Annotated in this window: 15 protein-coding genes; 8 read left to right on the top strand and 7 right to left on the bottom strand. The window is 64.1% G+C overall.

Annotation, left to right across the window (positions count from 1 at the left end; all coding sequences use genetic code 11):
* Nucleotides 1-105 precede the first annotated feature (105 nt).
* Genes CKO35_RS16065 through CKO35_RS16050 form a run of 4 tightly spaced genes read right to left on the bottom strand, consistent with a single transcriptional unit; the run spans nt 106 to nt 4,826 of the window.
* A complete protein-coding gene (locus CKO35_RS16065) occupies nt 106-1,530 on the bottom strand; it encodes a Na/Pi cotransporter family protein (RefSeq protein ID WP_242467281.1) in 1,425 nt (474 codons plus the stop codon).
* On the bottom strand, nt 1,527-2,720 hold the full coding sequence (gene lpxB / locus CKO35_RS16060; protein ID WP_274600861.1) for a lipid-A-disaccharide synthase: 1,194 nt from the start codon (nt 2,718-2,720) through the stop codon (nt 1,527-1,529). Before lpxB ends, CKO35_RS16065 begins: the two co-directional genes overlap by 4 nt.
* A complete protein-coding gene (locus CKO35_RS16055; RefSeq protein ID WP_200177129.1) occupies nt 2,713-3,807 on the bottom strand; it encodes a DegT/DnrJ/EryC1/StrS family aminotransferase in 1,095 nt (364 codons plus the stop codon). The genes lpxB and CKO35_RS16055 overlap by 8 nt, the downstream gene beginning before the upstream one ends.
* A gap of 56 nt (nt 3,808-3,863) precedes the next feature.
* A complete protein-coding gene (locus CKO35_RS16050; protein ID WP_200177128.1) occupies nt 3,864-4,826 on the bottom strand; it encodes a Gfo/Idh/MocA family protein in 963 nt (320 codons plus the stop codon).
* Between the two features lie 115 nt (nt 4,827-4,941).
* Between CKO35_RS16050 and rnhB the strand changes: the two genes are divergently transcribed.
* The 4 genes from rnhB to tilS all read left to right on the top strand — a co-directional run bounded on the left by rnhB (nt 4,942) and on the right by tilS (nt 11,536).
* Complete coding sequence (gene rnhB, locus CKO35_RS16045) at nt 4,942-5,547, top strand: ribonuclease HII (RefSeq protein WP_200177127.1); 606 nt, start codon at nt 4,942-4,944, stop codon at nt 5,545-5,547.
* A 104-nt stretch (nt 5,548-5,651) separates the two neighbouring features.
* Entirely contained in the window at nt 5,652-9,167 is a 3,516-nt protein-coding gene (gene dnaE / locus CKO35_RS16040; RefSeq protein WP_200177126.1) for a DNA polymerase III subunit alpha, read from the top strand.
* An 88-nt stretch (nt 9,168-9,255) separates the two neighbouring features.
* Nucleotides 9,256-10,212: an acetyl-CoA carboxylase carboxyl transferase subunit alpha gene (gene accA / locus CKO35_RS16035; protein WP_200177125.1), complete on the top strand. Its 957-nt coding sequence runs from the start codon at nt 9,256-9,258 to the stop codon at nt 10,210-10,212.
* A gap of 25 nt (nt 10,213-10,237) precedes the next feature.
* Nucleotides 10,238-11,536, top strand: coding sequence for a tRNA lysidine(34) synthetase TilS (tilS, locus tag CKO35_RS16030; RefSeq protein ID WP_200177124.1), 1,299 nt, complete (start codon nt 10,238-10,240; stop codon nt 11,534-11,536).
* A gap of 23 nt (nt 11,537-11,559) precedes the next feature.
* Here the strand turns inward: tilS and CKO35_RS16025 are convergent, their stop codons facing one another.
* The 3 genes from CKO35_RS16025 to CKO35_RS16015 all read right to left on the bottom strand — a co-directional run bounded on the left by CKO35_RS16025 (nt 11,560) and on the right by CKO35_RS16015 (nt 16,633).
* Nucleotides 11,560-12,741, bottom strand: coding sequence for a pyridoxal-phosphate-dependent aminotransferase family protein (locus CKO35_RS16025; protein WP_200177123.1), 1,182 nt, complete (start codon nt 12,739-12,741; stop codon nt 11,560-11,562).
* Nucleotides 12,742-13,151: 410 nt separating this feature from the next.
* The gene (locus CKO35_RS16020) at nt 13,152-14,897 is read right to left on the bottom strand and encodes an ABC transporter ATP-binding protein (protein ID WP_338031818.1); all 1,746 of its coding nucleotides are present in this window, start codon (nt 14,895-14,897) and stop codon (nt 13,152-13,154) included.
* Nucleotides 14,894-16,633, bottom strand: a complete 1,740-nt coding sequence (locus tag CKO35_RS16015) for an ABC transporter ATP-binding protein (protein ID WP_200177121.1) — start codon at nt 16,631-16,633, stop codon at nt 14,894-14,896. Before CKO35_RS16015 ends, CKO35_RS16020 begins: the two co-directional genes overlap by 4 nt.
* A 474-nt stretch (nt 16,634-17,107) precedes the next feature.
* Between CKO35_RS16015 and CKO35_RS16010 the strand changes: the two genes are divergently transcribed.
* From CKO35_RS16010 to CKO35_RS15995, 4 genes are all read left to right on the top strand, one after another.
* Nucleotides 17,108-17,917 carry an ATP-binding cassette domain-containing protein gene (locus tag CKO35_RS16010; protein WP_338031817.1) on the top strand — a complete coding sequence of 270 codons (810 nt, stop codon included), beginning with the start codon at nt 17,108-17,110 and terminating at the stop codon, nt 17,915-17,917.
* Nucleotides 17,914-21,015: an ABC transporter permease gene (locus CKO35_RS16005; RefSeq protein WP_200177119.1), complete on the top strand. Its 3,102-nt coding sequence runs from the start codon at nt 17,914-17,916 to the stop codon at nt 21,013-21,015. The genes CKO35_RS16010 and CKO35_RS16005 overlap by 4 nt, the downstream gene beginning before the upstream one ends.
* A 198-nt stretch (nt 21,016-21,213) precedes the next feature.
* Nucleotides 21,214-23,208, top strand: coding sequence for a TonB-dependent receptor (locus CKO35_RS16000; protein ID WP_200177118.1), 1,995 nt, complete (start codon nt 21,214-21,216; stop codon nt 23,206-23,208).
* Between the two features lie 585 nt (nt 23,209-23,793).
* Nucleotides 23,794-24,738, top strand: coding sequence for a helix-turn-helix transcriptional regulator (locus CKO35_RS15995; RefSeq protein ID WP_200177117.1), 945 nt, complete (start codon nt 23,794-23,796; stop codon nt 24,736-24,738).
* Nucleotides 24,739-24,969: the final 231 nt, after the last annotated feature.

The raw sequence follows: 24,969 nt of genomic DNA, 5'->3' as shown, positions 1-24,969 counted from the left end.
GGTTACGGACTGCCGGACTTCGCAGAGGAACTCAACTACGGGGTCGATCTATCAACCATCTGAGGGTGGTATCAGGTTGGTGGGGTGAAGGTGCCCCATCAACCATTAAATCCGTATACCCTGCAGATGCTTGGTGGCCTTCACCGCCTCGACGATGTCACGACTGGCCTGCTGCAGGTCGTAGAGCTGTTCCACCGACTGCTGGGACAGCTCCCGGCCCTGGATTTCGCTGATGAAGGCGATGATGTCGCTGTGCAGGCTCTTGATCTTTGCCTCATAGACGTCGTCCACGTCCAGCGGGATGATGCGACGGGTATTTTTCACCGCGTCCGCCAGGGATTGATCCGAGTCGATCACGGAACGGCGCAGGCTGACCCCGTGGGCGATGAGGTCATGGGCGTTGTCATAGAGATGGCCCACCTCCTTGCGCAGGGCGCTGATGGCCGTGGCCGGTGTTTCCAGGGCACCGGGATAGAGATACAGGGGTTTTTCCCTGGATTTCGGGGCTGGATTCACATACTTGATCAATGCCCGCTCCAATACGCCGGTGAAGGGGGCCAGCAGGATGACGCCCAGCAGGTTGAACAGGGTATGAAACAGGGCCAGCTTGAGCAGGTATTCGTCGTCGGCCAATCCGATCAGGGCGCCCAGGTGGTCCACCGCCCAGGCCATCTGTCCGATGAAGACGATGGCCACGGTTGCCGTCGTCACGTTGAACAGGACATGGGCGATGGCCAGGCGCTTGCCGCCCAGGTTGGCGGTCATGCCGCCGATGGCTGTGGTGATGGCACTGCCCAGGTTGGCGCCGATGGCCAGGGCGAGGGCGCTGTCGTAGCTGATCTGGCCGGTGGCCAGGGCGGTGATGATCACCAGCAGGGTGGCGTGGCTGGACTGCATGACCACCGTGATGAGCATGCCGATGCCGGTATAGAGCAGCACCCCCAGGATGCCGGGAATCACGTAGCCGGAGAGATCGAAGGCCCCCTGGAAGGCCTCGAAGCCTTCCTTCATGTAATGGATGCCCAGGAACAGAAAGCCCACTCCCAGGGCCAGGTAGCCGATACCCTGCAAGACCTTGGAGCGTTGCAGCAGGAGGATGACACCGACGACCAGGGCGGGCATGGCATAGCCGGCGATGTCCACTCGCAGGCCCAGGCCGGCAATCAGCCAGGCCCCGGTGGTGGTGCCCAGGTTGGCCCCCATGATGACGCCGATGCCGGCCGCCAGGGTGATCATCTCGGCACTGACGAAGGAAATGGTGACCAGCGACACCAGGGTACTGGACTGCATCAGGGTGGTGCTGGTGATGCCGAAGGCGATACTTTTCCAGAGCCGGTTGGTGGACGCCCGCAGCACCTGTTCCAGGGTGCCGCCGGTGAAGGCCTTGAAGCCCTTTTCCAGCGACAGCATGCCGAACAGGAACAGCGCCACCCCGGCGGCGATTTCCTTGAAGTCGGGGCTGACCCAGAAGCCGTAACCCAGGAGCAGCAGGGCCAGGGGCAGCGGGGCATGTCGCCAGAACCGGATCAAGGGTGTTGCACCTCCCCGTCATCGGTGTCGAGCAGGCGGCCATGGGCGATCAGTTCCAGGGCCATCCGCGCCACCTTCCCGGAGCCGCCGCCTTCTCCCAGGCGTTCCCGCACCTCGCCCAGGGCATTCACCACCGAGCGGTGATAATCCTCGTCCATCAGCAGTCGCTCCACTTCGGCGCCGATGTTCTCCGCCGTGGCGGCATCCTGCACGAACTCCCGTACCACGGCCCGGCCGGCGACGATATTGGCCAGGCCGATATAGGGAATCAGGATCAGACGGCTCAGGATGGCGTGGGTGATGGGGGAGACCCGGTAGATGATGGCCATGGGGGTCCTGAGCAGGGCTGCCTCCAGGGTGGCCGTGCCGGAGGCAATGATGAGGGCACGACTGACCGCCATGACATCATAGGTTTGCCCACTGACCAGCTGGATGTCCAGGGCAGGGTCCAGATGGGGTTCCACGTCTCCCGCCACATCCACGCCCGGGGCCAGGGGCATCACGAATCGGAGTCCGGGATGCCGTTGGCGCAGCCATCGGCAGGCCGCCATCATGATGGGCAGGTGGCGGCGCAGTTCCCCGCTGCGGCTTCCCGGCAGCAGCGCCACGGGAGGATGGTCCGGGTCCAGATCCAGGTCCGCCAGGATCTTGTCCGGGGCGGCGGAGGGGTGGACCACGTCCACCAGGGGATTGCCCACATAGCGGACCGGGATGCCGTAACGCCGGTAGACGTCCACCTCGAAGGGAAACAGCACGGCCATGGCATCGATCACCCGGCCGATGCGTTTCACCCGATGGGGGCGCCAGGCCCAGATCTGGGGGCTGACGTAGAACAGCACCCGGATGCCCAGGGCCTTGGCGGCCCTGGCCAGACGCAGGTTGAATTCCACGTAGTCCACCAGCACCAGCAGGTCCGGCGGGTCCGACCGCAGGTGTTGCTTGAGGGTCTCCAGGGCCCGGCGGATATCCCGGTACTGGGCGATCACCTCCCACAGGCCCACCACCGCCAGACGTCCGGCATCCACGATCAGTTCCACCCCGGCCTCGCGCATGGCGCCGCAGCCCATGCCGGTATAGCGATTGCCGGGACGCAGGCCTTCCATGGCCCGGACCATGTTGGCGGCATGCAGGTCGCCGGAGACTTCGCCGGCGACAACCATCACATGCAGCGGTGTGTTCGAATCAGTCAAGGGCCCCCCGGATGATATCGGTGATCCGCACCAGATCCTCGTCACGGATCTCGGGATAGATGGGCAGGGACAGGCAGCGTTCGGTGACGGATTCGGTCACCGGCAGGTGGATCTGGGCGCAGCTATCGCCGAAGGCCTTCTGACGATGCAGGGGAATGGGGTAGTACACGGCACAGGCGATCCCGGCCTGCTGCAGGGCCTGCATGACGGCGTCCCGGCGGTCCGTCAGCAGGGTGTACTGATGGAACACATGCACACCCAGGCCGTCCTCGAAGGGCGTGGTCACCGGTGTATCGGCCAGCAGTGCGTTGTAGCGGTGGGCGGCCCGGCGCCGTTCCTGGTTGAAGCGGTCGATGTGCTTGAGCTTGACCCGCAGGATGGCGGCCTGGATCTCGTCCAGGCGGCTGTTGTAGCCGATGATGTCATGGTGATAGCGCACCCGGCTGCCGTGGTTTCTCAGGGTCCGCAACTGGTCGGCGTGCGCATCGGAACCGGTGGTGATCAGGCCGCCGTCACCGTAGCAGCCCAGGTTCTTGCTGGGAAAGAAGCTGAAACAGCCGAAGGCGCCGGTGGTGCCGGTCTGGGCGCCGTTCACGGTGGCGCCGAAGGACTGGGCGCAGTCCTCCACCAGGATCAGGTCATGGTCCTTGCACAGGGCCTGGAGCCGGGGCAGGTCCGCCGGCTGTCCGAACAGGTGGACCGGCATGATGGCCCGGGTGCGTTCGGTGATGGCCGCCTCCACCTGGGCCACGTCGATGTTGAAGGTGCGAGGGTCGATGTCCACGAACACCGGTACGGCCCCCACATAGCGGATGGCCTCGGCGGTGGCGATGAAGGTGAAGGCGGTGGTAATGACCTCGTCCCCCTCGCCGATGCCGGCGGCGGCCAGGGCCAGATGCAGGGCATCGGTGCCGGAGGCGCAGGTGATGGCATGGGGTGTGCCCAGGTAGTCGGCCAGTTCCTGCTCCAGACTCTGCACGTTGGGGCCCAGGATGAATTGGGTATTTTCCAGGACCTGGGCGATTCCCGCGTCGATCTCATCCTTCAACTGGTGGTACTGGGTCTTCAGGTCGACCATTGGAATCATGGTGTGATTTTTCCTTGCTTGAATGAATACGGTCTGTGCGGGAGGGGGTGAGGGCGTCAATCGCGCCGGTCGCGCATGGGGGAGCCCTGTCGGACCAGTTCGCTGATGCGGATGGCCGTTTCCAGGGCGCGCTGGCCGTCCTCGCCGGAGACCACCACCGGGGTGCCATGCTGGATCGCGTCCAGAAAGGCGATGATCTCCGCCTTGAGGGCATCGCCCTCCTCGAAGAAGCTTTCCTCGCTGATGACCTCGGGGATGCCCGGGAACATCTCCTTGTCGCCCAGTCGATGCACCGACAACCCCCGGTTCTGGAAATCCACCGAGACATAGGCATTTTTCTGGAAGATGCGCATTTTGCGCTCGGTCTTGAGGCTGACCCGGCTGGAGGTGACATTGGCCACGCAGCCGCTTTCGAACTCGATGCGGGCGTTGGCGATGTCGATGGCGTCGGACAGGACCCGGGCGCCGCTGGCGGCGAGGGATTTCACCGGCGAGCGCACCATGTCCAGGATGATGTCGATGTCGTGGATCATCAGGTCCAGCACCACGTTCACGTCCGTGGCCCGGGGCTTGAAGGGGGCCAGGCGGTGGGATTCGATGAACAGGGGTTCGCCGCGCCGGCCCGCCAGATCCATCAGGGCGGCGTTGAAGCGCTCCAGGTGTCCCACCTGCAGGATCACGCCTCGTTCCCGGGCCAGTCGGTTGAGGGCGGCGGCTTCCTCCACGGTGGAGGTGATGGGCTTTTCCACCAGCACGTGGGTGCCGTGTTCCAGGAAATCCCGGGCCACGGGAAAATGCAGGGTGGTGGGCACGGCAATGCTGACGGCATCCACCTGGCCAAGCAGTTCGCGGTAGTCGGTGACGGCGCGACATCCGCATTGTTCGGCCACGGCGGCGGCGGTCTCGGCACTGGCGTCGGCCACCGCCACCAGCTCTGCATTGGGAAGGGCGGCGTATTTCTGGGCGTGGAACTTGCCAAGATAGCCGACGCCGATCACGGCGCATCGTGTGGAGGTCATGGGCGGTCCCGGTGGCTTGGTGAGCGGCGCGGCACGGGCCGATGGCCCTGATGAGGTGCGCCTTGATAGCATGTCGTGCCTTCATTTTACTCCATGCATGGTGGGAACGACATCAATGACGCTTGATCCGGTGAACCTGGCCCAGGGGCCTGACGTGGCGGGTGTGGACGAAGTGGGCCGTGGTCCGCTGGCCGGCCCGGTGGTGGCGGCGGCAGTGATCCTGGATCCCGCCCGTCCCATCGAGGGATTGAAGGATTCCAAGGCCCTGAGTCCGGCCCGGCGCGAGGCCCTGGACGCGCTGATCCGGGAACGGGCCCTGGCCTGGTCCATCGCGGTCTGCAGCCCGGCGGAGATTGATGCGCTGAACATCCTCCAGGCCAGCCTGCTGGCTATGCGTCGGGCGGTGGAGACCCTTTCCGTCACGCCGGCCCTGGCTTTGGTGGACGGCAATCGCTGTCCGGAGGCGATGCCCTGTCCGGCCCGGGCGGTGGTGGGGGGGGACAGGACCGTGGCTGCCATCAGCGCGGCCTCCATCATCGCCAAGGTTCATCGGGATGCCCTGATGGTGGCCCTGGATGCCGAGCATCCCGGCTACGGGCTGGCGGGCCACAAGGGTTATCCCACCCCCGTGCATCTGGAAGCCCTGACCCGCCTGGGGCCGAGCCCCTGTCACCGGATGAGCTTTGCCCCGGTACGGCGGGCGGCCTGCCAGGCGTCCTGAATCCGTCATTCCCGCGCAAGCGGGAATCTATCGGTCGGTCACGGAGTGAAGCATCTGCTATCTTGTCCCCCCATGCCTGCTTCATGCCTTCAGATATCACAGCGATGACCCAGCCTTTCGTTCACCTCCACCTGCATTCCGAGTTTTCCCTCGTGGACGGCCTGGTCCGGGTGGGCCCACTGGTCGCCGCCGCCAGGGGCGCGGGGATGCCCGCCTGCGCGGTGACCGACCAGAACAACCTGTTCGCCATGGTCAAGTTCTACAAGGCGGCCCTTAAGTCCGGTGTCAAGCCGATCATCGGCGCCGACCTGTGGGTGACCACCGGCGAACCCGGTGAACCGCCCACCCGGCTGGTGCTGCTGTGCCAGAACGATCCAGGTTACAAGCGCCTCACCCGCCTCATCAGCCGGGGCTACCAGGAAGGTCAGCAGAGCGGCACGCCGATCCTGGAACGCGAGTGGTTCACCCGCGAGGCCTGCGAGGGTCTGATCGCCCTGTCCGGCGGCCGGGAAGGGGAGGTGGGCCGGGCCCTGCTGTCCAGAGACCCCGATACGGCCGGGCCGGCCTGCGATTTCTGGTGCGATGTCTTCCCCGGCCGCTTCTACCTGGAACTGATCCGCACCGGCCGGGAGGGGGAGGAGGATTACCTGCACGCCGCCGTGGCCCTGGCGGCGGAACGGGATCTGCCGGTGGTGGCCACCAACGACGTGCGATTCATCAGTCCCGACGATTACGATGCCCATGAGGCCCGGGTCTGCATCCACGAGGGCCGGGTTCTGGACGACCCCCGGCGGCCCAGGCTCTACAGCCCCCAGCAGTACCTCAAGACCCCGGAGGAAATGGCGGAACTCTTCGCCGACATCCCCGAGGCCCTGGCCAACACGGTGGAAATCGCCCGCCGCTGCAATCTCGTCCTGACCCTGGGGGAGAACTATCTGCCGGAATACCCCATCCCCGCGGGCATGACCACGGACGAGTATTTCCGCCAGCTCTCCCATCGCGGACTGGACGAGCGCCTGGTGCGTCTGTTCCCGCCGGACACCCCGGGCCGGGAGGAAAAGGAGAAGGCCTACCGGGCCCGTCTGGACGTGGAACTGGACGTGATCTGCCAGATGGGATTCCCCGGCTACTTCCTCATCGTGGCGGACTTCATCCAGTGGGCCAAGGACAACGCCGTGCCGGTGGGGCCGGGGCGAGGCTCAGGGGCCGGGTCTTTGGTGGCTTATGCGTTGAAGATCACCGATCTGGACCCGATCCGCTACGAACTGCTGTTCGAGCGTTTCCTCAATCCTGAGCGTGTGTCCATGCCCGACTTCGATATCGACTTCTGCATGGAGAAGCGGGACAGCGTGATCGAATACGTGGCCCGGCGCTATGGCCGCGACAAGGTTTCCCAGATCATCACCTACGGTACCATGGCCGCCAAGGCCGTGGTGCGTGACGCCGGTCGCGTGCTGGGCCATGCCTATGGCTTCGTCGATCGCATCGCCAAGCAGATCCCGTTCGAGATCGGCATGACCCTGGAAAAGGCCCTGGAGCAGGAGGAGGACCTGCGCCGCAGTTACGAGGAGGACGAAGAGGTTCGCGGCCTCATCGACCTGGCCCGCAAGCTGGAGGGGGTGGCCAGAAACGCCGGCAAGCATGCCGGGGGCGTGGTCATCGCCCCCACCACCCTGACGGATTTTTCCCCCCTGTTCTGCGAACCGGGCGGGCAGGGGGTGGTGACCCACTTCGACAAGGACGACGTGGAGGCCATCGGCCTGGTGAAGTTCGACTTTCTGGGCCTGCGCACCCTCACCATCATCGACTGGGCGGTGCAGACCATCAATGCCCGCCGGGCCGAGGCCGGCGAACCGCCCCTGGACGTCAACGACGTGCCCCTGGACGAGGACGGCACCTTCGGTCTGCTCAAACGTCAGGAAACCACGGCGGTGTTCCAGCTGGAATCCCGCGGCATGAAGGACCTGATCAAGCGTCTGCAGCCGGACAACTTCGAGGACATCGTCGCCCTCGTGGCCCTCTACCGGCCCGGCCCCCTGCAGTCGGGGATGGTGGACGACTTCATCAACCGCAAGCACGGCCGCGCCAGGGTGGAATACCCCCACCCGGCCCTGGAGCCCATCCTGCGCCCCACCTACGGGGTCATCCTCTATCAGGAGCAGGTGATGCAGATCGCCCAGGTGCTGGCCGGCTACAGCCTGGGCGGCGCCGACCTGCTGCGCCGCGCCATGGGCAAGAAGAAGCCCGAGGAGATGGCCAAGCAGCGGGAGATCTTCCTCACGGGTGCCGTGGCGCAGGGGGTGGAGGAGGCCACCGCCAGCTACATCTTCGACCTGATGGAGAAATTCGCGGGTTACGGCTTCAACAAGTCCCACTCCGCCGCCTACGCCCTGCTGTCCTACCAGACCGCCTGGCTCAAGCACCATTACCCGGCCGCCTTCATGGCGGCGGTGCTCTCCGCCGACATGGACCACACCGACAAGGTGGTGAACCTGATCGAGGAATGCCGCTGCATGGACCTGGCGGTGATCCCGCCGGACGTGAACACGTCAAGCCATGAGTTCACGGTGCGGGATGACCGGACCATCGTCTATGGTCTGGGGGCCATCAAGGGGGTGGGGGAGTCGGCCATCCAGGTGCTCATCGACAGCCGCCGGGCCGATGGCCCCTTTGCCTCGCTGGACGATCTGTGCGTGCGGGCGGATTCCCAGAAGATCAACCGTCGCACCCTGGAGGCCCTGATCCGGGCCGGTGCCCTGGATTCCATCGGCCCCAACCGGGCCACCCTGATGCACAACCTGCCCCTGGCCATGTCCCGGGCCGAGCAGCACCGCCGGGATCAGAACATGGGGCAGGGGGATCTGTTCGGCATGGCACCGCCGCCGGAAGTGGAGGCGGTGGCCGCCCCGGTGCTGCCGGAGTGGGAGGAAGAGATCCGGCTGCTGGCGGAGAAGGAAACCCTGGGGCTTTATCTCACAGGTCATCCCATTACCCGCTACGAGGCGGAGCTGCGGCGCATCACCGGCAAGCGCATCGCCGATCTGCTCTCGGATCTGGCGGACAGCGCCCCCGGGCAGGGGACCGGCGAAACCCAGGGGCGGGGTCGGCAGCGGGAGCAAAATGCCCTGATCGCCGGCCTGGTGGTGGGCATCCGCCTGCGCAACGCCCCGTCCGGCCGCATGGCCTTCCTGACCCTGGATGACCGCAGTGGTCGTATCGAGGTGGGACTGTTCGGTGAGGATTACCGCCGTTTCCAGAGTCTGCTGGTGAAGGATCGGCTGCTGGTGGTGGAAGGCGGCGTGGGCATCGACGAATTCAGCGGCGGCGTGCGCATGCGCGGTCGTCAGGTGATGGACCTGGATCAGGCCCGGGAGCAGTTTGCCAAGCGGGTGGACCTGACCCTCAACGGCGGCACCGACCCTGCGCTGGTGGAGGCCCTGCAGGAAAGCCTGACGCCGTTCCGGGACGGTCCCTGTCCGGTCTTCGTCAACTACAGCAACGGCCGTGCCCGCGCCCGTTTCCGGCTGGGTGATGCCTGGCAGCTGCGCCCCACCGAGGAACTGGTACAGCGACTCCGGGGCCTGCTGGGGGAGGAGGCCGTGCAGATTCACTATCGGTAGCCTCGCGGGGCTGCCTCCACAGGGCTGTCCCCAAACCGCCGGCCGTGTAGAATGGCCCCTTTCCCAAAACCGACCCAGACCAGCGCCGATGAATCCGGATTTCCTTGAATTTGAGCAACCGATCGCCGAACTGGAAGCCAAGATCGAAGAGCTTCGTTATGTCAGTGATGATGCCGAGGTCAACATCCAGGACGAGATCACCCGTCTCGAATCCAAGTGCAAGAGTCTGACCGAGTCCATCTTCGCCAAGCTCAACCCCTGGCAGATCTCCCAGCTGGCCCGGCATCCCCGGCGCCCCTATACCCTGGACTATATTGCCCATCTGTTCACGGATTTCGAGGAACTGCATGGGGATCGGGCGTTTGCGGATGATCCGGCCATCGTCGGCGGCGTGGCCCGGTTCGAGGGGCGGCCGGTGATGGTCATCGGTCATCAGAAGGGTCGAGACACCAAGGAAAAGATCCATCGCAACTTCGGCATGCCCCGGCCGGAAGGCTATCGCAAGGCCCTGAGACTGATGCAGATGGCGGAACGCTTTTCCCTGCCCATCTTCACCTTCATCGACACCCCCGGTGCCTATCCCGGCGTGGGCGCGGAAGAGCGTGGCCAGAGCGAGGCCATCGCCCGCAACCTGCTGGAGATGTCCAGATTGCGTACCCCCATCATCTGCACCGTGATCGGTGAGGGCGGATCCGGTGGCGCCCTGGCCATCGGCGTGGGTGACAAGGTGCAGATGCTCCAGTACGGCACCTATTCGGTGATCTCGCCGGAGGGCTGCGCCTCCATTCTCTGGAAAAGCGCGGAGAAGGCTGCCGATGCCGCCGAGGCCATGGGCATCACCTCCAGCCGCCTCAAGGAACTGGGCCTGATCGATGCCATCCTGCCCGAACCCCTGGGCGGTGCCCACCGCGATACCGCGGCCATGGCCGACACCTTCCGCGCCAACCTGCTGGAAGGTCTGGATGAACTGCAGTGCATGGACATCAACGCCCTGATGGCCCGCCGCCATGAGCGGATCATGCAATACGGGCAGGTCAAGGAATAACGTCAGCCCGGTCCTTCATCTTGCCGTGCTGGACACTCTCGCCGCCGCTCTCGAACGCCTCCCGCCGGCCCCCCGCTGGCTGATCGGCCTGAGCGGTGGCCTGGATTCCCATGTCCTGCTCCATGGCCTTCAAACCCTTTCCGGGGGACACGCCTTCCCCCCCCTGGTTGCCGTGCATGTCCATCACGGCCTGAGTCCCCACGCCGATCGCTGGCAGGCCCACTGTGAATCCCTCTGCCGTGATCTGAACATCCCCCTGCGGGTCCTGGTGGTGGATGCCAGGCCCGCCGCCGGCGAAAGTCCCGAGGCCGCGGCCCGCGCCGCCCGCTACCGCGCCATCGCGGAGGTCATGCAGGCCGGCGAGATCCTGCTCACCGCCCATCATCGCCGTGATCAGGCCGAGACTTTGCTCCTGCAGCTCTTGCGCGGCGCCGGTCCCGCCGGGCTGGCCGCCATGCCCCGGCTCAAGCCCTTCGGCCCCGGCTGGCAGGCCCGGCCGATGCTGGATCTGGACCGGGATACCCTGGCCGACCATGCCCTCAAGGCCGCCCTGACCTGGGTGGAAGACGACAGCAACACAGACCCGCGCTTTGACCGCAACCTGCTCCGTCAGGCGGTCATGCCCCGGCTGCGGGCACGCTGGCCTGCCCTGGATGCCACCTTGTCCCGGGCCGCGTTGCTGCAGGCTGAGGCCCAGGATCTGCTGGCCGAACGGGCCAGGGAAGACCTGGAACAGGTGCGGGGGAGTGTGCCGGGCACGCTTTCGGTGGCCGGTCTGTCCGGACTGCGTCGTCCCCGGTTGCGCAACGCCCTGCGGGGCTGGTTGCAGGACAAGGGTCTGCCCATGCCGGGCCGTGCGCGGCTGGAGAGCCTGATCGAGCAGATGCTCAAGGCCGGTTCCGATAGCTGTCCCCGGGTGGCCTGGGAAGGGGCCGAGGTGCGCCGCTACCGGGATGATCTTTATGCCATGAAGCCGCTGTTACCGGTGGAGGCCGGGCTGGTGCTGCACTGGATGCCCGTTGCACCGCTGCGGCTGCCTGAACCGGGCATCACCATCGATCCCGCCGATCTGCGGACGGCATGGGAGCTGACCCTGTCTGACCTGGCAGGGCCGTTGACGGTGCGTTTCCGGCAGGGAGGGGAGCAGATCCGGTGGCGGGGACACACCCGATCACTGAAGAAGCTGCTCCAGGAGGCGGGTGTCCCGCCCTGGGAACGTGACCGGATGCCTCTCATCTTTGCGGGTGAGCGGCTGATTGCCGTCTGGGGATTGCAAGACCGTTCAGGCTTCCCCTGTCACCCCCACCCTTATCCGGAGGAATAAAGGGTGGGGGTGGGTATCCACGGTCAGCCTGCGTACACCCGCGATGCGGCAGGCATGGCATGGCCGCGCTCGATGGGGGCGTTCATTTCCAGCAGCACCGCTTCCAGGGCATGCAGGCAGAGTTGCACGTTCTTGCGGTTGCAGCCAAAGCCCATCAGGCCGATGCGCCAGATCCTGCCCGCCAGCGGCCCCAGTCCGGCGCCGATTTCCAGGCCGTAGCGCTCCAGCAGCAGACCGCGCACCCGGGCTTCGTCCACGCCGTCCGGCACCTTCACCGCATTGAGCTGGGGCAGGCGGTGGGCCTCGTCCACCAGCAGGTTCAGACCCATGGCCTCCAGGCCCGCCTTCAGGGCCTCGTGATGATGCCGGTGCCGTGCCCAGGCATTCTCCAGACCTTCTTCCCGCAGCAGTACCAGGGCCTCGTGGAGGGCATAGAGGGCATTGATGGGGGCGGTGTGGTGATAGGCCCGCTTGGCATTGGGGCCCCAGTAGCCCATGACCAGGTTCAGGTCCATGAACCAGCTCTGTACCGGATGCTTGCGCCCCTTGATGCGGGCCACCGCGGCCTCGCTGAAGCTCACCGGTGCCAGGCCCGGGGTGCAGGACAGACACTTCTGGGTACCGGAGTAGATGGCGTCCACGCCCCAGTCGTCGACCCGTAGTTCACAGCCGCCCAGGCCGGTGACGGTGTCCACGATCACCAGACAGTCATGGGCATGGGCCACCTGGGTGAGGGTCTTCACATCGGAGCAGGCTCCGGTGGAGGTCTCGGCGTGGACGAAGGCCACCAGACGGGCTTCGGGGTGGGCCTTGAGGGTGTCTTCCAGCTGCTGGGGGTCCACCGGACGACCCCATTCACACTCCACCACCACCGGGGTGCCGCCGCAGCGTTCCACGTTCTCCTTCATGCGCATGCCGAACACGCCGTTGATGCACACCACCACGGTATCGCCGGGTTCCACCAGGTTGACGAAGCAGGTTTCCATGCCGGCGGAACCGGGGGCGGAGACGGGCAGGGTGAGGGCATTCTGCGTCTGGAAGGCATACTGCAGGAGGCCCTTCATCTGATCCATCATGCCGACGAAGGCAGGGTCCAGGTGGCCGATGATGGGACGGCTCATGGCGGCCAGCACCCGGGGATTGATATCGGAGGGGCCGGGACCCATCAGGGTGCGCACGGGGGGATGGAAGGACTGGATGGTCATGGCACGTCCTGTCAGAAGTGGTTGTGTATTATGGTAGGAATTTCCCAAATGGGCCGGAGTATACGAAGCTGGCGCTGAAGTGAGCAAGTCGACCGAGTACCCCTGGCCGTGCAGGGTCGCCATCGCGGGTGGGAAACCGAGCGCGTTGTACAGCCGCGGCAGTTCGCCAATGGCAGCATCTCTTAACACTGATCGCCGTGACTGCCGCCATGGTGCCGGTCAGCGTGCGGCTGCAACGGCCGTTGCGCCAGGCTGGCAAGGGTGAACTGGTCGCGCAGGCCAGAAATAGCTGGTCAGTCCCAGAACCTAGGTAAAGTCCCGTTCGGCCAGACGCAGCTCATCCAGGCCCTGGGTCAGCAGGACGCGGATATTGGCCAGGCCGACATCGCCGCTGGCGCCGAGGATGCCGATCAGCATGGCTGCACCTGCGCTTTCAGGCGCCAGCCGCTGGCACGTTGGCGGTCGTGCCAGAACCCGGCATAGCGGCCATTGCGGGCCAGCAACTGGGCGTGGGTGCCCGTTTCGATCAGGCGACCCTCCTCGAGCACGAGGATCTGATCGGCGGCCATGATGGTCGGCAAACGATGAGCGATCACCAGTACCGTGGAGCTCTGCATCAGGGTGCGGATGGTCGTCTGGACGTAGGCCTCGTTGTGCGGATCGAGGGCAGCGGTGGCCTCATCGAGCAGTACGATAGGCGCACGTTTGAGCAGGGCTCTGGCCAGCGACACCCGCTGACGTTCGCCGCCGGATAGCGCGGCGCCGCCTTCGCCTACCGGGGTGTTCCAGCCCAGTGGCAGACGCGCGACGATTTCATCGACCCCGGCCAGCCGTGCCGCGTCCGCCACCTGCTCCATGCTGGCGTGCGGGTTGCCGACGCGGATGTTGGCCTCCAGGCTGTCGTCGAACAGGTAGACGTCCTGCATCACCAGGGACAGCTGTGCCATCAGGGCTTCGTTGGTCAGTTCGCGCACATCCACGCCACCGACCTTGACGCTGCCTTCGGTGGCATCGAAGAAACGCATCAGCAGCCGAGTGACGGTGGTCTTGCCCGAGCCCGAGGCGCCGACGATGGCGGTCATCGAATGAGCCGGCACCTGGAAGCTCAGGTCGCGTAGCACCGTTGGACCGCCTGGGTAAGCGAAACTGACGTGCTCAAAGGACAGGCTACCGGGGGCGCTAAGCGGGCGGCTGACAGCGGGCTGCGCCAGCGGCGGCTCGCGCAGGATGCCTGCCAGGTGTTCGAGGTCGTTACCGGCCATGCGCAGCAAGCCGCTGCGGGCGGCCGCTTCGGCCAGCGGACCGACGAAACGCGCCGACAGGGCCAGCAAGGCGATCAGTTCGATGGCATCGATCTGGCTATGAACGACCAAGGCAATCCCTACCCCCACCAGCAGGGCGAACGCCAGTTGCACGCTCAGGCCGCCGGCCAGCAGCTTGGGGAAGGTGTGCGCCAGCATGGAGCCGCCGGCCTGATGCTGCGCCTGGTTGGCGTCCTGCAGCGGTCGATAGCCTTCCTGGGTCCTGCCAAAGGCACGCAGCACCTGCTGATAGCGGGCGAACTCCACCACGCGGTTGCCGGCCAGGGTGGCGGCGGCCTCGACGCGCGCATCGGTACTGCCAATGGCCGCGGCCGACCAGCGATGAGTCCAGTAGATCAGCGGAGCACAGAGCATCGCTGTCAGACCCAGTCGCCAGTCGAAGACGAACAGGGTCAAGGCCACGGTGGCGGGCACCACCACCCCGGACACTACCGGGCCCAGATAATGGGCGAACAGGCCGGTGACCATCAGCGTCCCGCTGGTGGCGCTGCGGGACAGGCGGCCGACCTTTTCCGAATCGAACCAGCCCAGCGGCAGGCTGACCAGGTGCTGGCCGAGGCGATCATGCAAGGTGGTCAGCACCACCAGGGCCAGGGCAAAACCCTTCATGGCCTGTTGGTAATGGGCGATGCACGTCAGTACCACCAGTGCTGCCAGGCCGGCCAGCCAGGTCATGGCGGTGCTCAGGTCATTGGCCAGTAGCGCGCGCAGGATCGGCACCAGCAAGGCCACGGCCACACCTTGCAGCACGGCGCTGGCCACCAGCCAGGCGAGATAGCGGTAAAGACGGGCGGTATGGGCCGGGCCCAGCAATGTGCGAAGACTACGGATCACAGGGACACTTCCAGGTTGGGGGCGGTGGTTTCGGCGCTGGCGCGCCATAGCCGGGCATAGGCGCCGTTCGCTTCGAGCAGTTGCTCGTGGCGGCCGCGCTCGACCACCCGCCCCCGATCGAGAACGACGATCTGATCCACGCCGCGGATGCTCGCCAGACGATGGGCGATCACCAGAACCGTGCGTCCCTGGGCGAGCACCGACAGCGCATCCTGGATTTGTGCCTCGGATTCGGGGTCGGCATGGGAGGTGGCTTCATCGAGGATCAGCACTGGCGTATCGGTCAGCAGGGTGCGGGCTATGGACAGCCGCTGCGCTTCCCCGCCGGAGAATATCGCGTCCTCGCCGATCACCGACTGGTAGCCCCGGGGCAGGGCCAGGATGCGCTGATGAATCCGCGCCGATTCTGCGGCGGCCTGCATCTCCTGCTCGCTGGCGTTCGGTCGGCCCAGACGCAGGTTGTCGGCGACGCTGCCGTGCACCAGTTGCGCGTCCTGCAACACGAAGCCTACGTGCCGATACAGCTGCCGCGGGTCTATTTCCCGCACGTCGGCACCGCCAACCATGACACGCCCGGCGCTGACGTCATGAAAGCGCGGCACCAGCTTGGCCAGGGTCGATTTGCCGGCGCCGGAGGCACCCACCAGGGCGGTTATGCTGCCTGCCGGACAGTGCAGATCGACGCCGGTGAGAATCGGATGCTCGGGGTCGTAGCCGAACTGCACCCGCTCGAAGGTAATGTCGCTGCCTTGCGGCTGTACGCAGACCTTCGGCACGGGCAGTTCTTCGACGGCGAGCAGGGTCTCGATCCGTCCGGCAGCGGCCAGGGCCGTGCGTTGGGCGGTCAGACTCTGATTGATCACCAGCAGCGACTGTGGGATGAACACTGCCACCAGGGTTTCGGCGAATAGCTGCAATGGGGTGATCCAGCCTTTGGCCAGTAACAGGCTGCCCACTCCCAGGCTTGCCAGCAGGATCACCGGCACGCTCAGGGCCATGGAGGAAAACGCCTCCAGGCGCAGCAGCGGCCGGACCCATCCGGCGTACTGCTCGCCGAACTGGCTGACCGCATGCTGATAGCTGCGATGGGCCTGGCCCGTCTGGCCAAAGGCCTTGACCACGGCGATGCCATGGACGAACTCGACGATGGCGGCACTGACCCGGGTCATGCTCTTGTCCAGCAGCTGCATCTTGCTGCCGAAGCCGCGCATCATCAGGGCGTAGGCCACGGTGTAGATGGGCAAGGTCAATACCGCCAGCAGCGCCAGGCGCCAGTTCAGCCAGGCCAGCCAGGCCAACCCGGCCAGAGGTGTGACAATCGCGGCGGTGAGCTCTACGGCATGATGGGCGACCAGGTGGTGCAGGTCTTCGAGGTCGTCCTGCACCACCTTACGCACGGCGCCGGAGGTGGTGTCGTTGTACCAGCCCAGGGACACGCGCCCCAGTTTGCTGACCATGGCCTCGCGCAGGCTGGCTTGCAGGCGGTGGTCGGCCAAGTGGGTCAGCCACAGGGCCAGCCCATTGGCCATCCAGCCCAGGCTCAGGCTGAGTACCACCAGCGCAGCCCACAGCCACAACGAATGGAGGGCGTTGTCGCCGGCCAGCAACAAGCGACCCAGTTCGGTCAGCGCGACGAAGGGCAGCAGGTTGACCAGTGCTCCGACGGCGGCGAACAGCACGCCGATTCGAATCAGGCCATTGACCGGGCGTTTGAGGGTTTTCAAGGCGGTTGTCATGAGTTTTTCCGCAGGGCCTCGAGCAGATGCGCGGTCACGATGTGCACATGGGGCGGTTCGATCACGCTGAAGTGTTGGCGCAGGCATGGGTTCAGGTGACTACATGAGGAGGATGCTAGCCATTCGCATTTGTTCGACTACCCGGATCGAATCGTTTTAGCCCCGTATCCGTTTTCCGGATTTGCCTTCGGACAGGAGGGAGCTTGGCGGGGAGCAGGCGGAGTTAACGCGATACGGTTGGAAAATGACTCGGATCGGGTAGAGCTCGTCGCCTGCCTTGTCTACAGTCGCCCACCTGCCCTTTTCGTAGGGACTGTGTCTCCCTCTCACAAGCGCCGTCCGGCAGGCTCGGGTTGTCTCGAGATACTCGGCATTGGCGTGTCGCTCATGGGATTGCCGATGTCGATCGATGCGGGTTTACAAGTTCGAGGTCTACGCAAGCGCTACGCCAACGGCGTCCAGGCGCTACGCAACGTGGACCTGAGCATCGAGCCGGGCATGTATGGGTTGCTCGGACCCAACGGTGCCGGCAAGAGCAGCCTGATGCGTACCTTGGCGACTTTGCAGCAGCCGGATGCCGGCAGCATTCACTTGGACGGTGTGGATGTGCTGGCCGATTCCGATCACCTGCGTCGGCGCTTGGGCTACTTGCCGCAGCAACTGGGGGCTTATCCGGGCGTCAGCGCACGGGATCTGCTGGACCGTTTTGCCTGGCTCAAGGGACGTACCGACGCGCGCCAGCGTCGGCAGGAGATCGCAGGGTTGCTCGAGAAGGTCAACCTGACAGAGGCGGCGCATCGCGCCCTGGCGACCTATTCGGGCGGCATGCTGCGCCGGTTCGGCATCGCCATGGCGCTGTTGGGTTCGCCGCGACTGTTGATCGTCGATGAACCTACGGCGGGCCTGGATCCGGCTGAGCGCAATCGCTTTCATCGGGTGCTGGCGGATGTTGCGGCCGAGGCTATCGTGCTGCTGTCCACCCATATCGTCGAGGATGTCGAGAATCTGTGCAGCCGCCTGGCGGTACTGGCCGGCGGACAGATCATCGTCGAGGGGCGCCCGGCGGATCTGCTCCGTGCCGAGCAGGGCAGGCTGTGGCAGGCTTTATTCGGTCGAGGCGAACCCCTCCCTGACGCGCTGCATGTAGCGGCCACCCCCGAGGGCAGCCGTGTCATCGTGCACGGCGAGCGCCCCGCCGATCCGCGTTTCACGCCCCATGCGCCACGCCTGGAGGACATCTATTATCTGGCGCTGGCCCAGGCAGGCGAGGCGTCAGGCGCATGAATACCTTCGCTTTGCTGATGCGCGAGGCCGTGGTCGAGGTGCGCGCAGGGCTGCGTAGCGGCATCCCTGTATTGGTGTTCTTCGGCCTCACCGGTTATCTGCTGATGGCGCTGACCAACGCCGACTATGTGCAGAAGATGGGGGCCAGCGAGATCGCCCGCAACGCCCCCAGCCTGATCTATCTGATGTCCTGTGGTTGTATGTTTTTCCTGTTCTTCGCCTGGGCCTGGGTCTTCGCCCAGCCGGCTCTGCGCGATCGCAAGGCGCAGTTGGAAGAGGTCGTGCTGGCACTGCCGCTGTCGTTGCCGGCGCTGCTGTGGGGACGCTTCATCGGCGCCGCGGTGGTCGGCGCGCTGCTCGCCAGTTCGTTGATCATCGGATTTATCTTCAGCCCGATACTGGGTTGGCTCGGTTGGGTGCCAATGGCGAGCATCGGCGCACCTGCCTGGTCGGCCCTGTTCTTCGCCTGGGTCGCCTTGCTGCTGCCGGCCAGTAGTGGGATTGGCGCGCTGTACTATCTGTTGGCCTTGCGCAGCCGTGGCCTGGCCGCACCCTTCGCACTGGCGACTGTACTGATGCTGTTGTGGATGTTCGCGGTGGTAGTGCTCAAGGGGGGCGATATCAATCCGCTGCTGGCCGCCAGCCTCGACCCCTCGTTGTTCACCTTTGCCCTGGCCCAGGTGGAGACCTGGACGGCAGCGCAGAAGTCGCAGTCGCTGCTGGCATTGACCTCTGGGTTCTGGTTGAACCGGGCACTGTGGTGTGTGCTGCCACTGATTCTGCTCACCGTGGTGTTGGCGCGCACCAGCCGGCAAGGTTTGATGGGGCGTCGTGCCGGCGCGTTGCTGGCCGAACCGCCGATGCGCTTGGCCGTCGACACCCGCTTACCTGGCCCATTGCTGGCCATCCATTGGTCGCAGGCCTTGTGGTACGAGGCCTGTTGGCAGATCCGGCAGGTATTCGCCCGCAGGATCTGGTGGGTCGCCCTCGGGCTACTGTTGGTGATGGGGTTGCTCAGTGGTTTCGTCCACGTTGTATGGCATGTCCGCGGGCCCATGGTGCCACGGGCGGATCTGACACTGCCTCTGCTGTCCAGTGCGCTTTTCCTGGTGATCGCCTTTATCGTCGCGGCTTTGGTCGGCTTGGTCTGTCGACGCGACGATGTTGACGGTCTGGGCGAGATGTTGCAGGCCACGCCAGCGCCGATATGGCTGCGTTTATTGGGGCGAGTGGGCTGTGTATCGTTGGCGACGCTGCTGCTGGCTTTGGTGCCGGGTATCGCGAGCCTGCTGATCAGCGCCATCGCAGCTCCAGACAGTCTCGCACCGGGATTTGTACTGATCTACCAATTGCTGGTGTTCACCCCTCCCTTGATGGAGTTGGCGCTGCTGACGGTGCTGGTGCACGCCTTGATTCGTCGCAGCGGCCTGGCCTATGCCACCTCTATGCTGCTGACGTTCTTCCTGGTGCTCAACCACGAACTGGGTCTGGTCAGTTACCCGGCCTATGAAATGGGGATTCCAGCCCATGTCGCCTTGTCTCGGATGACGGGCTGGGCGCCTTGGTGGCCATACCTGACAACCCTGACGACCTGGAAACTGGCCGGGTGCATGGTGCTGTTGGCGGTGGCCGCCCTGGGCTTGCCGCGTGGCCCGGAACGGCGGCGCATTGCCCTGGTACGCGCGCGTTTGCTCGGAGTGCCTGGCGTGCTGCTGGCGTTGGGCATCATGGGCATGCTCGGTAGCGGTGCGTGGCTCCATCGGCATCTGGTGGAGCAGGGCGATTACCTGTCCCCGACTCAGGACCGTGCCGAACGCGCCGCCTGGGAACAGCGCTGGCTGGCTGGCGCCGGGGCCTGGCAAGTAGCCGGTGGCCGCCTGCAGTTGAATATCGATAGCCTGAATCGCCAGGTCGAGGGTCAGTGGCGCCTGGATGAGGTCATTGCCGACAGTCGCCATCTGGATGCAGAACTACCACAAGGTTTGCGGGTGACGGCAGCTCGCGTGATGGGCCAGGCGGTGAACGTCGAACAGGAGGTGCAACACCTGCGAGTGCCTTTGGGGCAATGCGCCGCTACCGGCTGCGACGTGGAGCTGCACTGGATCCTGAGCGCGGCCGGATGGCCGAGAGAAGGTGAGAACTTCTGGCTGGGTCCGCAGGGTGTCTGGCTGGAGGCGCGCCGTGTTGTTCCGCGTCTGGGCTTCGATAGTGAGCTCTGGCTGCGCGTGCCCGCGCACCGTGTCGACGCAGGCTTGACCGCGCAGTTGCCGGTATTGCCAGCAGGTTCGGCCGTTGCCGTGCAAGCCGTGGCGCCTGCAGGTGCATGGCAGTGGCTGATCAAGGTGAACGGTCATGACGTCAGCGCCAGTAGCGAGGCTCCACTGGACTTCGCGTACGCCTGGCCGACAGGACACTCCGCGATAGCGCTGGATGACGTGCAGGTGCTAGCCGATGGCAGCCGCTTGCAAACCAGCCTCGACGTGCGCGAAGACCTGGAAGTCATGGCTGCCTGTGTGGCACGGCGCCTGGGCAGCAGTCCCAGTGTCGATGCGTTGAGCCAGTGGCCGACCGGCATGGGAATCAGCCGCTTGAGCAACGGGCATCTGCTGCTCGCTCAGTCACCCGCTTGGGACGTCGCGGCGGAGGGCGTCGGTCGCTGGGCTCGGCGCGCGCATATCGCCGAGTTGCTGGCGCGCCGTGTGCTGCTCGATGCCAGCGATCTGCGCCAGTGGCCCGGATACCAGTGGCTCAGCCAGGGAGTGGCCGGCGCTATCGGCTTGCTGTGCGTAGGCGATGTGGATGGTCCGCAAGCGCGGTCGGCACTGGTGAAGCTCAAGGCTGACGACCTGATCTTGGCCCTGGGGCGCGACGGTGAGCCTGTCGGCACCTTGTCCGAGGCCCGTGAGCTTGGCTGGGCAGAGTTTTATGCACCATTGGCCAGCCTGGACTGGGTTGCCAGGCAATCTCCAGAAGAACTTATGGCGCTGACCGCCGAGACCCGTACCGGTCAGCAATGGCCGGCCACTGTACAGGACCTGCTGGGGGCGCCCTCAGATCAAACCGTAGCCGAGGCGCTCAGGCGCTGGAGCGCGCCGTGATGAGTTCGATCCACTGTACTTTTCCCATTGGAGCCTTTGTCCATGCCATCTCGATACTCTCTCAAGCCGTCACGCCGTCCTGCACGATGGCGGCCCAACGCTTTGACACAAGCTTTGGCCCTTGGCCTTTCCTGTCAGATATACCCGGCCCTTGCCGCGGACCATCAGTTGGAGGGTAGCAGTGACGATGCCATCGAGATGGCGCCTCTGACGGTCAGCGCCCGGTTGAGCCAGGAGAGCGCCAGTGATATTCCCTTCGGCCTTTCGGTGATCGATGGGCAAACCTTGGAAACTCGCCGTTTGCGCACGCTCGAGGACGCGCTGCGAACCATACCGGGGGTGGATGTCAATTCTTGGGGCGGCGCCAATGACGCCAACGTACGCATTCGTGGGGTCGGCTCGCTGAACCAGATGAGCATGGATGACGGCTCGGTGGTGCTCAATATCGACGGTGTGTCCATGTCGGTGCGTAACGCCGCACTGGCTACCCTGGATGTGCAGCAAGTAGAAGTGTTGAAGGGGCCCCAAGGCACTCTGTTCGGGCGTAATAGCGAAGCCGGTGCGATCAACGTCACTACCCGTAAACCGACCCGCCACCTGGAAGGTTACGCACGCGGAGAAGTGGGCAGTCAAGGCCAGTTTATGGCCGAAGGTGCGGTGGGCGGGCCATTGACGGAAACCTTGGCCGGAAGGGCCGCAGTGCGTCGCAGCGGCTTCGACAACTGGGTCGATTCCCAGCAGGACGATGATCCCATGACCAAACCCCGGGATCTAGCCTTGCGCGGTAGCCTGCTCTGGGACAACGACCAAGGCACCACGGGCCTGCTGGTTGCCGAGCGGCAACGGGCGGATCGCTATGCCGGCCTGGAAATGCTCAGGCCCTTTGGCAACCCACCGTCTCTGGATTACACGCCGGGGGTGTTTGATGACAATCAGAAAACCAACGAACGCTACTCCTTCGAGCTGAATCATGATCTGGCGCAGGCACGGATTACCTCCATCAGCGCCTACACCAGCACCGATCTTAATGCGGTCAAAGGCTATGATCGTAACATCACCCGCGCGCTGTTCGGCTCGCCGTTCGAGTACCTTATCGAGGACTCTGCCTATGAGCAGGTATGGAATCAGGATCTGCGCCTGAGTTCGTTGGCCCACTCCGATGTGTTCTGGGTCACCGGGCTCAATCTGTCGCGTTCGGAGCGCAGTTTCGATTCCGACAACTTCACCAGTGGAGCACAGCAGAGGCGCGATTTCAGCACCAACAGTTACGCCGCCTATGGTGAGGTCACTTATCCGATCGCGCAGGACTGGAAACTCACAGCCGGTTTGCGTCATACCTGGGATCGCAAGACTTACGGTGCCGATTACCTCAGTCCCGGCAGCGCGGTCAGCGACAGTCGTCGCCTGCACGACAATTACAGCACCGGCCGGGGCGCGCTGTCCTATGCGCTGACGGATCAGACCAGCCTGTATATGGTGCTCTCCCGAGGCTACAAGTCGGCAGGGTTCAATGATTACGCCACCTCGACCAGGGACAGCGAACCCTATAAGGCGGCCAAGGTTAACGCCGCCGAGCTGGGCTTCAAGCATGAAACCACCGATGGTGCCTTGATTCTTGAAGGCGCGCTGTTCTTTATTCGTGTCCAGGACGATCACTTGCTGGGTTACGACTTCAATACCCTGGCGGTCAGCGCAGTCAACGCCGATACCCGTAGCAAGGGTGCCGAGCTTTCGAGTACCTGGCATGTCAACGACGAGCTCACCCTGAGTGGCGCCGTGAGCTACACCAACGCAGTGGTGACCTCCGATGCGCCGGGGGTATCAGGCGGCGATGTGGCGGCGGGCAATCGAGTGCCGGATGTGCCGTTATGGAGTGGTAATTTCAGTGTCGCATGGCAGAAAAACCTACCGGATTTTCTCGGCCTGACAGCTCCCCGCTTGAATTCCCTGGTCAACTACCGCGTGCAGAAGAGCCGCCCGGCCGACCCGCAGAATCACTACGATCTCAAGGGCTACGCCAAGCTTGATCTACATTTGGGTGTGGAGGTAGGTGTTTCGGAAGTGTATCTGTGGGGAGACAATCTGCTGGATACTCGGTACGACTTGTATGGCTCGTACTCCACTGATCAGGTGTTGACCGGAATGCCCGGACGAGGGCGTTCGGCGGGGGTCGGCTACAGCTACTCGTTCTGATCGCGCATAAATGAGAGAAACAGAGCGGTTTACTAGCAATCACTCGCCAGACTGTCATGGACGTGACGGTCTGGCGGTTCTTCGCCCGGAAACCGCCTTGCTGAGCAACTTCATCGCGGGCTGATCTCTTCCTTGTCGCCGCGAGCTGTTCATGTCTGAACAGCATGCCGGGGTTCCTCGCGTTCGTCCCTGCTCTGACCAAAGCCGTCAAGTGTGGCGGCCATTGGCATCCGATACCGCGCAGAATCAATAGATTGAACCACTTCACCTGATGACTCGGCGCCGCCTCACTATTCCTGTCTGACGCGTCTGGGCTGGTTCGTTGCGCATGGCCAGTGAACCTCATACGAGGCGGCGTGCCAGCATTCAATCAAGATAAAATCTTATTTTATAAGAATTATCGATGATAACCGAGAAGCTGTTGGGCTTACCCATACGCATCGTGGGATGTTGATTACCGTGCGGCGCGGATGATAGCCCGTACGCGTGCAACAGAGCTTCTTAAATGATATTGAGTATCAGTTGCATTAATGGGGCCCGGTGTGATTTAATTTCAGCCGCATCCTGTCGCTAAGGAGATTCAAAATGGCTGCCGTCGAAAAGGGGGCAAAGGACTCAATGCCGATCTCGCACCTCATTACGGATGGTTATGGGACCGATTCCAGTCCAGAGACCCTATGCCGGGTAACCCGGGTGCCGCTGCAAGAAGGGCTGGACATTGTGCGCTGGCAAAGTACTTTCGAACAGCCTGTGAAAATTCCTCTATATGACGACAGCGAGTGCATCCACTTCAGCTTTACCAATGTGCTCAAGGGCGAGGCGGTCTGTAGTTTCCACGACGGGCACCGGCAGCGGCGCTTCGCTATCGATGAAGGCTCAGGAAACATCAGTTTCGGGCGTTGCCGGCATGGCTTCTATTACCAACATGGTGAGATCGATAACGTCACCGTCATGGTTAGCCCCGAACTGTTGTCTCAATGGGAACTGGAAATCGATCCGCCCCTACACAAGGCGTTGGCTTGCGATCATTGTTTCCTGAAAGGTCACCGTAACGGTGAAATGAGTGCGACGGCGCATATGCTCTGCGGCGCGATGGACCAGGGGCCCAGTGCGCGTAGCAGCTTGTGGCTATATGGACAGAGCGTAACCTTGGTCAGCTTGTTCATGGAGACGCGCCGGAGCGCGGAATGTGTCTGCCGGGTCAGCCATATGGATCGTCAGCGTCTAATGCGTGCCCGAGGGCGTCTGCTAGACGACTTGGGTAAGGCTCCCAGCCTGCCCGAATTAGCTCGAGAGGCTGGGATGAGCCTGCCCAAGCTGACCCGAGGTTTTCGCCAGGTTTTTGGCAATAGTGTCTATGGGGTTTTTCAACAGGCGCGGATGGAAAAAGCCCGCAGTAGGCTATTGGCTGGTGAAGATTCAGTGATGCGCGTGGCGTCTGATCTGGGGTATGCCAATGCCAGCCATTTTGCCACGGCTTTCCGTAAGCAGTTTGGAATCAACCCGTCGCAAATCAGACTACGAAGTTGAGGGCCTTGTAGTAGTTGTAAGTAGTTTGTAAGGCCCGCCTTTGATTCTGATTCGGGGAAGGCCGCTGCTGCTGGGGAAGCGAGCGATATGAACACCCAGCAGTTCCGCCATGTTCTGGTCAAGTCGCAGCGGACACGGATTAAGCAGCAACCGCTAAAAAATGTTGCTGAGGGGTGATGTACCCCAGGGACGAGTGGAGCCGGTCGCTGTTGTACTCCATCTCGATGTACT

The organism is Ectothiorhodospira shaposhnikovii (assembly GCF_016584105.1).
In the GTDB taxonomy this organism is placed as follows: Bacteria; Pseudomonadota; Gammaproteobacteria; order Ectothiorhodospirales; family Ectothiorhodospiraceae; genus Ectothiorhodospira; species Ectothiorhodospira shaposhnikovii.
This window is presented reverse-complemented; position numbering and strand designations above follow the sequence as displayed.

Bases quoted from the DNA above. Each gene is read 5' to 3' on its own strand.
- CKO35_RS16015 (WP_200177121.1), bottom strand. From the start codon at position 16,633: ATGACAACCGCCTTGAAAACCCTCAAACGCCCGGTCAATGGCCTGATT.
- CKO35_RS16025 (WP_200177123.1), bottom strand. From the start codon at position 12,741: ATGACCATCCAGTCCTTCCATCCCCCCGTGCGCACCCTGATGGGTCCC.
- CKO35_RS16055 (WP_200177129.1), bottom strand. From the start codon at position 3,807: ATGATTCCAATGGTCGACCTGAAGACCCAGTACCACCAGTTGAAGGAT.
- accA (WP_200177125.1), top strand. From the start codon at position 9,256: ATGAATCCGGATTTCCTTGAATTTGAGCAACCGATCGCCGAACTGGAA.
- CKO35_RS16050 (WP_200177128.1), bottom strand. From the start codon at position 4,826: ATGACCTCCACACGATGCGCCGTGATCGGCGTCGGCTATCTTGGCAAG.
- rnhB (WP_200177127.1), top strand. From the start codon at position 4,942: ATGACGCTTGATCCGGTGAACCTGGCCCAGGGGCCTGACGTGGCGGGT.
- CKO35_RS16000 (WP_200177118.1), top strand. From the start codon at position 21,214: ATGGCGCCTCTGACGGTCAGCGCCCGGTTGAGCCAGGAGAGCGCCAGT.
- dnaE (WP_200177126.1), top strand. From the start codon at position 5,652: ATGACCCAGCCTTTCGTTCACCTCCACCTGCATTCCGAGTTTTCCCTC.
- CKO35_RS15995 (WP_200177117.1), top strand. From the start codon at position 23,794: ATGGCTGCCGTCGAAAAGGGGGCAAAGGACTCAATGCCGATCTCGCAC.
- CKO35_RS16005 (WP_200177119.1), top strand. From the start codon at position 17,914: ATGAATACCTTCGCTTTGCTGATGCGCGAGGCCGTGGTCGAGGTGCGC.